This is a genomic window from Mesorhizobium cantuariense (assembly GCF_042647205.1).
GTDB classification, from domain to species: domain Bacteria; phylum Pseudomonadota; class Alphaproteobacteria; order Rhizobiales; family Rhizobiaceae; genus Mesorhizobium; species Mesorhizobium cantuariense.
In genome coordinates, this window is record NZ_JBHRVD010000001.1 from 1,257,725 (window position 1) to 1,273,587 (window position 15,863).

Below are 15,863 nucleotides of genomic sequence, written 5' to 3' on the forward strand. Positions count from 1 at the left end.
TTCAACCCTTAACGGCGCCGACGGTGAGGCCGGCGACGAGCTTGCGCTGGATGAACAGGAACAGGATCAGCGTCGGCAGCATGGTCAGGCTGGTGGCGGCCATCATCTCGCCCCACTGTGCGAACTCGCCGCCGATGAAATTGAACAGGCCGACCGGCAGCGTCCGCTTGTCGCCGCCGCCGATGATCACAAGCGCATAGAGGAATTCGTTCCAGGCGTTGATGAAGGAGAAGATGGCGACAGTGGCGATGCCGGGGGCGGCCAGGGGAAGCACCAGGCGCCAGAACACCGTCAGGTTGCTGGCGCCGTCGACACGGCCGGCTTCCTCGATCTCAAGCGGCACCTTGGCGAAATAGGCCGTCAGCATCCAGGTCGAGAACGGAAAGGTGAAGGTCACATAAGCCAGGATCAGGCCGAGATAGGAATTGGCGAGGCCGATTTTCGCGATGGCGGTAAACAGCGGCAGCACGATCAGCACCTGCGGGAAGAGATAGGCGAGCAGCACGGTGTTGAGGATGACCGAGCGGCCGCGAAATCGCGCCCGGGCCAGCGACCAGCCGGCCATGGCGGCGAACAGCACGCTGATCAGGGTCGAGGCGATGGAGACGATCAGGCTGTTAGTGAGGAACTGCGGAAACGGCGAGGCGGTGATGACCTTGTCGTAGTTTTGGAGCCCGAGCGTCGCGACATTCAAGGTCGGCGGAAATTTGTAGAGTTCATCGTAAGGTTTGAACGAGGAGATGAACATCCAGGCAAGCGGCGCCAACGCGAAGATGGCGACCACCGTGCAGCAGGCATAGGCTGCCGCCGTCAGTCCATGGGCGCGCAGGTTCATTCCGCCGCTCCGTTCTTTGCCTGGCTACGCAACAGCTGGGCGTAGACCAGCAGGATCAGTACCAGCAGCACCATCATGATCAGCGCGACGGCGGCCATGCGGCCGAGATCGTATTGCTGCCAGCCGACCGTGTAGGCGTAGACCGGCAAGGTGGTGGTGGTGTCGATGGGGCCGCCGCCGGTCGTCAGGTAGATAAAGTCGAAATTGTTGAAGACCCAGATCGTCCGCAGGATGACCAAGGTGGCGATGATGCGCCAGAGCGAGGGCAAGGTGATGTACCAGAAGGACTGCAGGCTGTTGGCGCCGTCGATGCCGGCGGCTTCGTAAAGCTCCTGCGGGATGGTCTGCAGGCCGGCGATGATAGCCACCATCATGAAAGGGAAGCCGAACCAGATGTTCATGATGATGACCGTCGGCATGGCGAATTCGGGTGAGCTCAGCCATTGCTGCGGCGCGTCGATCATCCCAAGCAGCATCAGCACATAATTCATCACGCCGTAGAGCGGATCGAGCATGAATTTCCAGGCAAAGGCCATGACGATGGAGGGAAAGGCCCAGGGCACGATAAGCGCCAGCCGTAGCACGGTGCGGCCCGCTGTCACCCGCTCAAGGGCAAGGGCGGCGACCAGTCCGAGCAGCAACTGGCCGGCGACGGATGTCGCGGTCCACACCAGCGTGTTGACGGTCGCCGTCCAGAACAGTGGATCGGTCAGCGTCAGCCGGAAATTCGTGGTTCCAATGAACTTCCAGCCGGGAAACATCAGGCTGGCATTGGTGAAGCCGAGCACGGCATTGTAGAAGACGGGGTAGAGGATGACGGCGGACAGGCAAGTGAGGCCCGGGATCAAGAACAAGATCGCTAGCCGGTCGTCCGCCCAGCCAAGCAGTTTCGCCCCGGCCGAGGGCGGCCGGAGCGTATCCAGATCATGCGCGGCAGTCTGAGACATCAGCCTCGATCCAGCCTTGTCTTGACGTCGCCGACGACCTTTTCGATCGCCTTGGCTGTCTGGGCGACAGCCTGCTCGACCGGTTCATCCTGCAGCAGGATACGCTGGAACATGTCCTCGACGGCATAGCTGTTGAATACTGGCCCGGCATAGGGATTGAGGCCGTCCTCCATTCCGGCAAGCGTCGAGTCTTGCAATCCCGTGAGGGTCACGTCGACGACGTTGCGGAAGCGCTGGATCGTCGGGTTGTCGAAGAAGGCGGGACCCTCGGCGCTTTTCAAAGCCGGAAACATGAACAGCGGAATGGTGAGCAGGAACGGTAGATAGTTCTCTTCGGTGAAGAGGAATTTCGCGAAGGCGTTGCCGTCCTCGGGATTGCTGCCCTTGGGCAGCGCCACCGAGATGCCGCCCATCAGATTGCCGACACGTTCGCGCTTGGGCATGAAGGTGGCATCGAGCTGTGCGGCGACGTCGGGGGCCTTCTGCGCAGCGCCAGCGACAATCGCGGCCGAATCCTCGGCAAGTGAGGTCTTGCCGCTGTTCACCAAGTTGAAATTGTCGCTGATCTTGTAGTCGGTGACACCGGGGCCGCCAGACTTGCGGGCGATCTCGATTATGAATTGCGTGGCGTCTCTCACCGGCTGGGAATCGAAGCTGACATTGCCGTCCTTGTCGAAGAACGAGCCATTGGCCGAGCGCGTCATCATCCACAGGAGGTAGCCGCCGCCGACATCGCCCTTGGCCAGCTTCGGGATCCAGCCGAAATGGTCCGGCGCCCTGGTCGTGGCCACCGCGGCATTGAGCGCGTCGTCCCATGTCACCGGCGGCTTGAGGCCGGCTTCGGCCAGGCGGTCCTTGCGGTAGACGAGCAAGCGGTTGTGCACATAGTGGGGAATAGAGATCTGCTGGTCGCGGAAGCGGCCGGTCGCGATGGCGATGTTACCCTTGAAGGCATCCGCGCCGCCGAGTGAGGCCAGCACATCGTCCATGGGAAGGAGGGCGCCGGCCAGCGACATCGGAACGGCATTCTCTGCAAGCAGAATGGTCACGTCCGGCAGCGTGCCGGCGGCGGCCGCTGCCGGCCATTTCTGCGGGAAGGCCGGCCATGGCACGACCTCGATGTCGACCTTTACGCCCGGATTTGCCTGTTCGAACCGATTGGCCACGAGGCGCATGTGGTCTGACCGTTCTTTTTGCGAATAGCTATGCCAGAACACGATTCTCCGTTCCGACTGGGCGCGAACGAAAGGCGCGGGGAACGCGGATGCGATTGCGGCCGAGGTCGCCGCTCCGAGCAGCCCACGGCGGGAAAGCTTGAATTCCAACATTGTTACCTCCCTGGTTTCGACTTGTTTGGGGATGCCCGTTGCCGACCGGGCTGATTTCCCTATCAGATCAGTCTGGCTGCCTCGGCAATGCGCCTGAGCTCAGCCTTTTCGGCATCGGCGATGCCGAGCTGCGGCCGCCGCACGGCGCTGTCGGCGATGAGCCCCTGCAGCCGCAGCACCTCCTTCATGCGTGGCCGGAAATCCCGGATCGGCGCGCGCCAGCAGTAGCGGGCCAGCGGCGCCAACCGCTCCCATATCTCGCGGCCGAGCTGGGCGTTGCCCGCGTCGACGGCGCGCTGCATGGCGACTAGCTCGGAGACCGCGGTTCCGGCGAAGCCGATCAGGGCGCCGTCGCATCCCATCAGCAGTGCTTCGTAGATGAAGGTGTCGCTGCCTGTGAGCACGGCGATGCGATCGGGCAAGGCCGCGACGGCCTGCACGGTCTGGATCGTCTGGTTGGCATCGAAGGAGGATTCCTTGATGGCAATGACCTGCGGCACCGAAGCCAGCGCATCGAGCATTTCGCCGGAATAGTCCGGCCCCCAGCCGCGCGGAAACTGGAAGGCGACGAGGGGAACATCGAGCGCGTCGGCGATGTCGCCATGGAAGCGCCGGATCATCTCCGGCTGGATCGGCGCGCCCATGAAGACCGGAAACGGAGGGAAGACGCAAAAGCCCTGCGCACCCGCGGCCACGAGATCGCGGCCATGTGCGATCATCTGGTCGGTGGACCCACCGATCAAGCCGCAGATCAGCGGCACGCGGCCGCGGACTACCTCGGCACAGACACGTATGATCTCGACGCGCTCGCAAGCGGTGAGCGCCGGCGCTTCGGCGGCATCCATGTTGACGGCGATCACGCCGGGCGCCTGCCCGGTGATCCAGTCGATGTAGCGGCGAAGCGATTCCCAGTCGATCTTGCCGTCGCCCACCATCGGCAGGAACGGTGCCGAGATGATGCCGCGAAACGACCGGTTGAGCACCGCGTGACGCGGTTCGGCGATCGCGGTCGGCGTTTGGTGGAGGGGCATGGTTCTTCCTGTCAGTTGTTGGCCTGGAGGCGCCTTGGCTGCAACAGTGCCGGCGCGCTGACGCTGGCGAACTCGAGTTCGCGGGCCGAGGACACCAGCCTCGGTGCAAGGTCGTGCGCACGGGTGCCGGTCAGCCGCGACGATGGCCCGGCGATGCTGACGGTGCCAATGACGGCACCGCTGCGGGGATGGCGGATGACGGCGGCGAGCGCGGCGGTTCCGGCTTCGGCCGCCTGATCGACATGGGCGTACCCGTTGGCGCGCGCCAGCTCCAGCGCCTCGAGCAGCGCGGTGACGGTGCGCGGCGCATTCGGGCCATGTTCGCTGAGCTTGCCGAAGCCTTCTTTGGCCGTGAGCATCAGCGCCTCTTCGTTGCTCATGCTGGCCAGCCAGGACTGCCCGGTGGCGGTGCAGTGGAGTTTCGGATGGCCGCCCATCTCAGGGTCGTAGCGCAGGCCGGAGCGTGCGCCTTGCGCCTTGGCCACCCAAGTCAGCCGATCGCCGTCGACGACGGTGAGCCGGACCAGTTCGCCGCTCTCTTCGGCGAGCCTGTCGAGGATCGGCTGCATGACATCGGTGATGCCACTGGCCGACAGGAACGCCAGTCCGATCGAGATCAGCCGTGTTGTCAGGATGTAGCGCTCCGACACCGGATCTTGGCGGACATAGTCGAGCCTAACTAGCTCGTTGAGCAGCCGGTGCGCGCCGCCCTTGGGAAGCCCGATCCGCTCCGACAGTTCGGTGACGCTGATGCCGTCAACCTCCGTCGCCATCAGCGACAGGGTTTGCAAGGTGCGGTCGATGAGGTTCTGTGCCATCGTAATTTCCTGAACTATATTCCAAATGGAACAATGTTCAGGTTTTGTCAAGTGGCTGGTTGGCTGGATCTCTGCGGTCGAGGAGGCGGGGCTCGTCTATGTCCGCGGAGGGGCAGGTCCTTTCACTTCCGGATATCCGAGCATTTGGTCGCCAAACTCGATCAACGCTGACAAAGTGAATGCCCGAGTGACGCGAGGGTATTTCAGGCGGTGGGCGTTGCGAAAGCATACGAGACGATACGGGAAGATTTCTGATTTTGGCCCACGAAAAAGTCAATGAAATCAATACTATTGATACGTCCTCCGGGCCCACCAGAATACCCATCTAGCTCTTTGATTTTATTTATCTATTTTTTCCTTGCCCACACTATGGACTCGAACCCCCCATAAATTTCAAATCGGATTGTGTTCGAGAACGATTTCGAGGCCTGCCGCGAAGTTGATCTTTGAGTCGTTACGGATCACTGGATCGGACGTGTGGCATGGCCGACTTGACCCCATAGTTGACCTAGGCCAGGCGCAAAAGGGGCGGCCGGTTTGCGCCTCTTCTCCAACTTAGCAAGCGCTTGTCAGCGCCTGAAAGCGGACATTGCTCGGCGAGCCGACAATGGATCGCATCGAAGTTGCAGCCGAGGCGCAAATGGCCCACGGGACGACGCGGGCGAGTGTATCACTGCGCGTTGATTGCTGCTCGGCCGCCCTGTCGGGTTAGATGTCGGCGGAGGAAGCAAGGAAGGCCTTCACCGGCTTTGCCCGGATCACGCGGCTTCTCGACGATGACATGGCGCAACCATAGCGGGCGTATACGCGCTGGGGCGGTAGCCGCACCGGAGTGCCGAGCGCCGGACTGCGTCCGTGATGGCCGCGGGAGGGTGTCTGTGCGTCTGCGGTGACAGGGCCGGCCGGGCTTTCCGGACGGCCCAAATGGTTGGCTTTGACCAAGGCCTCAATCCCAAGCGACGGAATAGCGGTCGATCACCCAAAGCCAGGAGTTGTCGCTTCGCCGCCGGGCGATCTCGCTGGTGACATCCCCACCTGGAAGGCTGGTGGAGGTGAGCGCCAGGTCGCCGCAAACAGGCGCCGGCCGCTGTTCTCCTACGGCAAACTTCCTTCCAGATGCGACGATCCCGGCATAGTAATCACGGATGGCTTCGTGACCGCGCAGAAAACGTCCGGCGCCGCAATCGATCACCGCATCTTCCTCGAACAGCGCGACCATGCCGTCGACATCGCCCCCATGCTGACTCGCTGTCAGCATGGGTTCCAGCTGCTGCGGGTCGTAGGCGGGCTTTCCTGCGCTCGGCTCGTTCATGATGACAGCTCCGTTGTCGGGACGGAGCCTATCGCAACCGGCTCCAGTATGTCCGTATCAGGTCGAGGCATCGTTTGGTTCAGCGGGCTATCGGAGAAGAATTTTACTGTAACTGCACTTCATTATCTCCCCGAAATTCATACGAAATAAGAGATATCATCTACAATATATCAATTATATATAAAAAGATATCTATGCTATGTATAGAGCTGTATATTTCATGCTGGACGATAGCAATAAATAACGTTCTGCGTCTGCTCTTTCACGAAGCCCTTAACAAGCGATCACGAATGTGTTACCGATCCTTACTGGGGGTAAGGGCGCGATATCCACGACCAACCCAAAAGCGGTGGGGGATTTTTATGGTGTCGGGCGCCGTGCTTGGCATTGTCGGTCTTGTGCGCGCCAAAACTGAGCGGACCAAAGGCCGCACGCAACCTCGATCCCCCTTTGCGCTATGCTGCAGGCGTCGTTCACAACCTCCGTGAAAGGCGAGGGCAGTTTGTTTCAAGCCATGTTTCTCTGAGTATTTGATACCGAAAGACGACTGTCAGACATCAAGAGGTATACGTCGCATGGCCAATTCGCTTGGCACAACGCGGCGGCTATCCCACCGTTGCGCGCGGTGAACTGAACCCCAGGAGATCATTGTTGCAATGACGCAGTCTCAAAACGCAAGGGTCTGGGCCAGCCGCGCCTTCATGGACTCATCACGGATCAAGGGATTCACTGCTGATCCTTTGCCGACTGGGATGCGTCTTGGCCAGATGGCCGAGTTGAATGAAACCGGCGAGCGGATGTCGGCAGAGCATTTTCCCAAGGAGATCTTCGCCAAATATCCAGACAAGAAGGAAAAGAAGCAGGCGGATCTCGTACTTGCTGCCGGCGCGGTGGTGGTTTCGGCGGCCTGCGCCGATGTGCTGCGGCAATTCGATCTCGGCCACTCCTCGCTCTACCCAATCAAGCTTTTCCAGCATGACCGCAAGACGCCGGTCGAGGGCGAGTATTTCTGCCTCAATATCGGCGAGCGCAAGGATGCGTTTCTGCCCGATCATTCTCCGCTGGTAAAGGTGTTGGGCGATAAGAGCATGAAGATGCCGCCTTACCTGCAAGACGGCAATGTGGCGGTCAGCCCAGTTGCACTTGAGGGCCCTGATTTATGGGTTAGTCCACCTTTGATCCGCATTTTTTTCCTGAGTGACCGGCTGACCCAGGCGCTACGCGCGGCAAAAATGGGACGAGTCTTTGGTTTCCGCGCCTGCCGCATTGTCGAAGCTGACTAACATCGCCCGAGGGGGGCAGATTGATGCCAGTACCTTTTGCTTTTCAGATACATCATATCTTTCCAGTAGAACTGTTTGACGATCCGAGAATCTCGGAACTTCTGCCGCTGTTGTTTACCGAGACCGGCGCCAATTTCACAATGGACATGGCCGGCAATGAGATCGCGCTCTTTAGCGATCCTGACGTTGCTGCCTATGTGCGGGCGCTCACAGCAGTCGACGGAAGTAACGTCTACTACGACAGTGGTTTCGGCAGTGTAGTTCACAACGGAAGCCACCCGGGATACACCGAATTTCTGATCGATCAACTCGATACAATTTTAAAGTCGAGTGGAAGCCCCGAAGCCAAGCTATCAGAGGTGTATAAGCTCCATTACTTCGCGACACAGGTGAGCCAAGGACTTGTCACTTTCGAAGGCCAGACATTGGGCGTAGGGGGAACTGCGGTCTATGCGGCGATCCTCGCCAATGCCTATGACAGCTGGGCAGTCAGTGATGCCTCGTTGCAAGCCTACACTGATGGGCTGGACCGAACAGTAACCGATGCCGGACTGGATCATAATCTGCAGGCGCGGCTCGATTCGATCAGTTCGCTTGTTGAACATGCGTCCGTGGCCGGGCATCTAACTTTTGATCAGTACAACGCCGCAGTGTCTCGGATTTCGGCCGTTCAGCTCGGACTTGATCAATCAGGAGGGTATTTAAACAATCTAACAGGGATGCTGAAGGCGAGCTCCGCCATAACTCAAATTGGTATTATCACCAACTACGAGCTCAAGAAGAATCTTAATATCGAAGTAAATCTTAAGGAAACGTTGACGTATTTTGCTCTTTCAGAGGATGGTTATATTGATCTAAATCAATTAGACAAAGCAATGGAAGGAATATCAAAATTTTCGGATCTCTTGGGGAGCTTCGCGGACAAACTGCCTAGTAGTCTCTCCCATCTCGATCAGGCCACCATAAACAAGATGTCGGCAATTCTCGACAGCAAAATTGTTGGATTGGGCGGCGGGCTCCTCGGCGACACAGCCGAATTCCTCAATCTAGCTTACGATGCCATCAAGGATGCTGCAAAGGGAGATTTCGCCCCTCTCGCATCGGTTATTGCCAACTACGGTGTGTCGATGGTCCTCAGTGCCGTGGTAATAACCGCGACAATCGCCATCGCTGGCTATTTCTCGGCGGGGGCTGCTGCGGTCGTGGCTGCTGCCTGGGCCGTTGGCGGTGTTATTGATGCGATTTCCAATGGTGCGCAGCTGCTCGAGAAGATTTTGCTGGATCTCGGGGTGCTTGACCACCCCTATCTTCCTGATTGGTACGCTGCGCTTAATGCACTGTTCAATCCGCCTCCCCGGGACCCGCTTGTCATTGACCTCGACGGGGATGGTATCGAACTGACAAGCCTTGGTTCGTCTTCGGCCTATTTCGATCTCGATGGCGATGGCTTCGCCGAACGGACAGGCTGGGTCGGAGCCGATGACGGTTTGCTGGTCCTGGACGAGAATGGAAACGGCCGCATTGACGATATTGCCGAATTGTTCGGTTCGGCGACGTCACAAGGGTTTCAGGAGCTCAGCCGCCTCGACAGCAACCATGACAATGTCATTGATGCCAACGATGCGGCGTTTCTCTCTCTCCAGGTCTGGAGAGATGCAAATGGCGATGGCGTGTCGGCGCCGGATGAGCTTCATTCCCTGAATGAGTTGGGTATCAGGTCGCTTAGTCTAGAGGCCTCCGTTTCCGGGGCGTCGCTGAGCGGCAACCGGGTTCTGAATACCAGCCATGTCACCTGGAGCAACGGCGCGCAGACGCAGTCCGCGGAGATCGTGTTCACACTCTCGCAGTTTCAAAGCCGCTACGTCTTGCCGGAGAATTTTGCGTACGACGCTGACGTGTACGACCTGCCGAAGCTTGCCGGCTATGGCGACCTTGCCGACCTATGGGTCGCAATGACACAGGATGGCTCCCTCAAGGCTGAGGCCGAGGCTGCGATCGAGACCGCCCGCAGCGGCAACTTTGGCGAATTCCTGGCCGACATGGACGACTTTCTGTTCGATTGGGCGGGCGTCGAAGGCGTGCGCTGGATGGGGCAAATAAACGATCTCTATGTTCATTTTGCCTATGACGCCGGTGAGTTGGCCGAATATTTGGAGGACACGCTAACTGTTGTATACTCTGGCGGAAGTGGCCCTACGCCACCTGCGCCCAAGGGATACGTATTCTCATTGGACAGCGTGGGCGCCGCAGAGCTCCAGGCGTGGTTGTCGGAAAACGATCTGGCCCTGCCGCCGGCTGGGATGGCTGGATCCTTCAGAGGTGTAATGTTGAATTCCACCTTGCCCACCATCACAGTGGGCGGCGGAGGCGGTGGTGGAAGAGCAGGAAACCGAATTACGCTATCGCTGAACGACCTGGGAAATCAGCCGCCCCCCGATCCGACTTCGATCATGCCGGCTCCGGCTTTGGCCTTTTTGCAAAAGATCATGGGGCAGGATTACCGCGTGGCAGGAAATTTCCTGGCCCCTGACTCGGTTATGGTCGGAGAGCCGACCGCGCAGAACGCTGTAGCGTTAATGAAGTCGTTCTCCGAGGTTAGAGACTACTATACCAGTTACTTCCTTGCGCAGGCCGCTTGGTCGATTATCGCACGGGAGGGACCCGAGGCGGACCTTGGCGCGCTGGCTCCATTCAAGAATATCTTCGTTAATCCACTAACCGATCAAATAGATGGAGACTTCAGAAGCCTAATGCTTCAAGTAGTCGACATGTTCCGCGTTCAAGACCTTGGGTCTGACTTGGACGCACTTACGCTGCTGTCGGTGTTCAAGGGGGAAGCTCCAATCGTGGCGCTTGCCGTAGATCTGTTTGATGACATCGACAACGCGACCATTATCGAAGCATTCGACCTCAACGCCATCATCGATGGAACGGTTGATGCAGATTCGTTGAGTGCTGTCGTCGCTTCCGTTTTGGCGGGTCACGGCGGAAACGACACTCTGACCGGCAGCAGCGGAAACGATACCCTGCTCGGTGGCGAGGGCAACGACGCACTCAATGGCGGCACCGGCAACGACACCTATGTGTTCGACTTGGGTGATGGCACCGATACCATCAGCGACAGCAGCGGAAAAGACTGGCTCCTTATGGGCGCCGGACTCACGGCCGCCAACGTCACCTTCAACGTCTCCGGCTCCGATCTATTGATCACCTATGGCGCAGGCGACCAGATCAGGCTGGTGAACCAGTACTACTGGGCCTCGACCTCCTACCAGGTCGAGACGCTGATGTATGGCGACGGCACCACGATCAGCCTGACCGGTGGCTTGCCGATCGTTGGTGGGACCGGCAACGACATCCTCAATGGCACCGCTTACGCCGACACGCTCACCGGCGGAGCCGGCACCGACACGCTCAACGGCAATGACGGCAATGACACGCTCAATGGCGGCATCGCCAACGACGTGCTCAATGGCGGCAGCGGCAATGACACCTATGTCTTCAGTTCGGGCGACGGCACCGACATCATCAACGAAAACAGCGGATCGACAGACACGATCCAGCTCGGCGCTGGGCTAACCACCGCCAATGTGTTCTTCAACGTCTCCGGCTCCGATCTTTTGATCACCTACGGTGGAGGCGACCAGATCAGGCTGGTGAACCAGTACTACTGGGCCTCGCCCTCCTACCAGGTCGAGACGCTGGTCTATGGCGACGGCACCGCGATCAGCCTGACCGCTGGCCTGCCGATCGTCGGCGGCGCCGGCAATGACACACTCAACGGCACCGCTTACGCCGACACGCTCACCGGCGGAGCCGGCACCGACACGCTCAACGGCAATGATGGCAATGACACGCTCAACGGCGGCATCGCCAACGACGTGCTCAATGGCGGCAGCGGCAATGACACCTATGTCTTCAATTCGGGCGATGGCTCCGACACGATCAACGAGAACAGCGGGGCGGGAGACACGATCCAGCTCGGCGCTGGGCTAACCGCCGCCAATGTGTTCTTCAACGTCTCCGGCTCCGATCTTTTGATCAGCTATGGCGCAGGCGACCAGATCAAGCTGGCGGATCAGTACTACTGGGCCTCCACCTCCTACCAGGTCGAGACGCTGATCTATGGCGACGGCACCACGATCAGCCTGACCGGTGGCCTGCCGATCGTCGGCGGGACTGGCAACGACACACTCAACGGCACGAACGGCAACAATGCGCTCTATGGACTTGTTGGGGATGACACGCTCAACGGCAACGATGGCGACGACGTTCTGACTGGTGGCGTTGGTAGTGACGTGCTCAATGGCGGCAGCGGCAACGACACTTATGCCTTCAGTTCGGGCGATGGCGCCGACATCATCAACGATAACAGCGGAACGGCCGATACCATCCGGTTGGGCGCCGGACTGACGGCCGCCAATGTGTTCTTCAACGTCTCCGGCTCCGACCTTTTGATCAGCTACGGCGCAGGCGACCAGATCAAGCTGGTGGATCAGTACTACTGGGCCTCCACCTCCTACCAGGTCGAGACGCTGATGTATGGCGACGGCACCACGATCAGCCTGACCGGTGGCCTGCCGATCGTCGGTGGGACGGGCAATGACACACTCAACGGCACCAACTTCGCCGATACCCTGACCGGCGGAGCCGGCACCGACACGCTCAACGGCAATGACGGCAATGACACGCTCAACGGCGGCATCGCCAACGACGTGCTCAATGGCGGCAACGGCAATGACACCTATGTCTTCAGTTCCGGCGATGGCACCGACACGATCAACGAGAACAGCGGAGCGGCCGACACCATCCAGCTGGGCGCCGGACTGACGGCCGCCAATGTCACCTTCAATGTCTCCGGCTCCGATCTTTTGATCACCTACAGTGCAGGCGACCAGATCAGGCTGGTGAACCAGTATTACTGGGCCTCCACCTCCTACCAGGTCGAGACGCTGATCTACGGCGACGGCATCACCATCAGCCTGACCGCTGGCCTGCCGATCGTCGGTGGGACCGGCAACGACATCCTCAACGGCACCAACTTCGCCGACACGCTCACCGGCGGAGCCGGCACCGACACGCTCAACGGCAATGATGGCAACGACACGCTCAACGGCGGCATCGCCAACGACGTGCTCAATGGCGGCAACGGCAATGACACCTATGTCTTCAGTTCCGGCGATGGCACCGACACGATCAACGAGAACAGCGGAGCGGCCGACACCATCCAGCTGGGCGCCGGACTGACGGCCGCCAATGTCACCTTCAATGTCTCCGGCTCCGATCTTTTGATCACCTACGGTGCAGGCGACCAGATCAGGCTGGTGAACCAGTATTACTGGGCCTCCACCTCCTACCAGGTCGAGACGCTGATCTACGGCGACGGCATCACGATCAGCCTGACCGCTGGCCTGCCGATCGTCGGTGGGACCGGCAACGACATCCTCAACGGCACCAACTTCGCCGACACGCTCACCGACGGAGCCGGCACCGACACGCTCAACGGCAATGATGGCAATGACACGCTCAACGGCGGCATCGCCAACGACGTGCTCAATGGCGGCAGCGGCAATGACACCTATGTCTTCAATTCGGGCGATGGCTCCGACACGATCAACGAGAACAGCGGAGCGGCCGACACCATCCAACTCGGCGCTGGGCTAACCGCCGCCAATGTCACCTTCAATGTCTCCGGCTCCGATCTTTTGATCACCTATGGCGCAGGCGACCAGATCAGGCTGGTGAACCAATATTACTGGGCCTCCACCTCCTACCAGATCGAGACGCTGATCTACGGCGACGGCACCACGATCAGCCTGACCGGTGGCCTGCCGATCGTCGGTGGGACCGGCAACGACATCCTCAACGGCACCAACTTCGCCGACACGCTCACCGGCGGAGCCGGCACCGACACGCTCAACGGCAATGATGGCAATGACACGCTCAACGGCGGCATCGCCAACGACGTGCTCAATGGCGGCAGCGGCAATGACACCTATGTCTTCAATTCGGGCGATGGCTCCGACACGATCAACGAGAACAGCGGAGCGGCCGACACCATCCAACTCGGCGCTGGGCTAACCGCCGCCAATGTGTTCTTCAACGTCTCCGGCTCCGGCAACGACCTGCTGATCAGCGACGGCGTCGGCGGCGACCTGATCAAGCTGACGAACCAGTACTATAGCGCCGGCTACCAGATCGAGACCCTGATCTATGGCGACGGCACGTCGATCAGCCTGACCGGCGGCCTGCCGATCGTCGGCGGCGCTGGCAATGATACCCTCAACGGCACGGGCTTCGGCGACACACTCAGCGGTGGCGACGGCACCGACACACTCAACGGCTACGCCGGCAACGACACGCTGACCGGCGGCATCGGTACCGATGCGCTCAACGGCGGATCGGGTAACGACACCTATGTCTTCAATTCGGGCGATGGCTCCGACACAATCTATGACACCAGCGGGACCGATACGATCCAACTCGGCGCTGGGCTAACCGCCGCCAATGTGTTCTTCAACGTCTCCGGCTCCGGCAACGACCTGCTGATCAGCGACGGCGTCGGCGGCGACCTGATCAAGCTAACGTACCAGTACTATAGCGCCGGCTACCAGATCGAGACCCTGATCTATGGCGACGGCACGTCGATCAGCCTGACCGGCGGCCTGCCGATCGTCGGCGGCGCTGGCAATGATACCCTCAACGGCACGGGCTTCGGCGACACACTCAGCGGTGGCGACGGCACCGACACACTCAACGGCTACGCCGGCAACGACACGCTGACCGGCGGCATCGGTACCGATGCGCTCAACGGCGGATCGGGTAACGACACCTACGTGTTCAATTCGGGCGATGGCTCCGACACAGTCTATGACACCGGCGGGACCGATACGATCCAACTCGGCGCTGGGCTAACCGCCGCCAATGTGTTCTTCAACGTCTCCGGCTCCGGCAACGACCTGCTGATCAGCGACGGCGTCGGCGGCGACCTGATCAAGCTGACGAACCAGTACTATAGCGCCGGCTACCAGATCGAGACCCTGATCTATGGCGACGGCACGTCGATCAGCCTGACCGGCGGCCTGCCGATCGTCGGCGGCGCTGGCAATGATACCCTCAACGGCACGGGCTTCGGCGACACACTCAGCGGTGGCGACGGCACCGACACACTCAACGGCTACGCCGGCAACGACACGCTGACCGGCGGCATCGGTACCGATGCGCTCAACGGCGGATCGGGTAACGACACCTACGTGTTCAATTCGGGCGATGGCTCCGACACAGTCTATGACACCGGCGGGACCGATACGATCCAACTCGGCGCTGGGCTAACCGCCGCCAATGTGTTCTTCAACGTCTCCGGCTCCGGCAACGACCTGCTGATCAGCGACGGCGTCGGCGGCGACCTGATCAAGCTGACGAACCAGTACTATAGCGCCGGCTACCAGATCGAGACCCTGATCTATGGCGACGGCACGTCGATCAGCCTGACCGGCGGCCTGCCGATCGTCGGCGGCGCTGGCAATGATACCCTCAACGGCACGGGCTTCGGCGACACACTCAGCGGTGGCGACGGCACCGACACACTCAACGGCTACGCCGGCAACGACACGCTGACCGGCGGCATCGGTACCGATGCGCTCAACGGCGGATCGGGTAACGACACCTACGTGTTCAATTCGGGCGATGGCTCCGACACAGTCTATGACACCGGCGGGACCGATACGATCCAACTCGGCGCTGGGCTAACCGCCGCCAATGTGTTCTTCAACGTCTCCGGCTCCGGCAACGACCTGCTGATCAGCGACGGCGTCGGCGGCGACCTGATCAAGCTGACGAACCAGTACTATAGCGCCGGCTACCAGATCGAGACCCTGATCTATGGCGACGGCACGTCGATCAGCCTGACCGGCGGCCTGCCGATCGTCGGCGGCGCTGGCAATGATACCCTCAACGGGGGTAGTGCCAAAGAGGCACTGTATGGTTTTGATGGCGACGATACACTCAATGGCAGCGCCGGCGGCGACACGCTGACCGGCGGGGCTGGTAACGACACGTTTATCTTCCAGGCGGGCTTCGGGAAGGACACGATCATCGACTTCACTGCTGGCGCCGGCTCACCGGACATCATCCAGTTCGCCAACACCGTCTTCGACGACTTCGCCTCGGTCCTCGCCGTAGCGACCCAGGTCGGCGCCGATACGGTGATCACCCACGACTCCAGCAACGTGCTGACCTTGAAGAATGTTGCGCTCGCAAATCTTCATCAGGACGACTTCCAGTTCATCGCCGCCTGATGCCTGAACTGG

The 15,863-nt window shown here is 60.2% G+C and carries 8 protein-coding genes; 2 read left to right on the forward strand and 6 right to left on the reverse strand.

The genetic code is table 11. From position 1 onward, the window contains the following. Window position 1: 1 nt before the first annotated feature. From ACFOJ9_RS05985 to ACFOJ9_RS06010, 6 genes are all read right to left on the reverse strand, one after another. Window positions 2–835, reverse strand: a complete 834-nt coding sequence (locus ACFOJ9_RS05985; RefSeq protein WP_378977608.1) for a carbohydrate ABC transporter permease — start codon at window positions 833–835, stop codon at window positions 2–4. After that, on the reverse strand, window positions 832–1,782 hold the full coding sequence (locus tag ACFOJ9_RS05990) for a carbohydrate ABC transporter permease (protein ID WP_378977610.1): 951 nt from the start codon (window positions 1,780–1,782) through the stop codon (window positions 832–834). Before ACFOJ9_RS05990 ends, ACFOJ9_RS05985 begins: the two co-directional genes overlap by 4 nt. Further along, window positions 1,782–3,110 (reverse strand): ABC transporter substrate-binding protein, encoded by a 1,329-nt coding sequence (locus tag ACFOJ9_RS05995; RefSeq protein ID WP_378977612.1) that lies wholly within the window; start codon window positions 3,108–3,110, stop codon window positions 1,782–1,784. Before ACFOJ9_RS05995 ends, ACFOJ9_RS05990 begins: the two co-directional genes overlap by 1 nt. A 62-nt stretch (window positions 3,111–3,172) precedes the next feature. Next, on the reverse strand, window positions 3,173–4,141 hold the full coding sequence (locus ACFOJ9_RS06000) for a dihydrodipicolinate synthase family protein (protein ID WP_378977614.1): 969 nt from the start codon (window positions 4,139–4,141) through the stop codon (window positions 3,173–3,175). A gap of 11 nt (window positions 4,142–4,152) precedes the next feature. Further along, window positions 4,153–4,959, reverse strand: a complete 807-nt coding sequence (locus ACFOJ9_RS06005) for an IclR family transcriptional regulator (RefSeq protein WP_378977616.1) — start codon at window positions 4,957–4,959, stop codon at window positions 4,153–4,155. A 946-nt stretch (window positions 4,960–5,905) separates the two neighbouring features. Continuing rightward, on the reverse strand, window positions 5,906–6,271 hold the full coding sequence (locus ACFOJ9_RS06010) for a YybH family protein (protein WP_378977618.1): 366 nt from the start codon (window positions 6,269–6,271) through the stop codon (window positions 5,906–5,908). 656 nt (window positions 6,272–6,927) lie between these two features. Here ACFOJ9_RS06010 and ACFOJ9_RS06015 point away from each other — a divergent pair. Beyond that, window positions 6,928–7,554: an imm11 family protein gene (locus ACFOJ9_RS06015; protein ID WP_378977620.1), complete on the forward strand. Its 627-nt coding sequence runs from the start codon at window positions 6,928–6,930 to the stop codon at window positions 7,552–7,554. A gap of 971 nt (window positions 7,555–8,525) precedes the next feature. Then, a complete protein-coding gene (locus ACFOJ9_RS06020) occupies window positions 8,526–15,851 on the forward strand; it encodes a hypothetical protein (protein WP_378977622.1) in 7,326 nt (2,441 codons plus the stop codon). Window positions 15,852–15,863 lie beyond the last annotated feature (12 nt).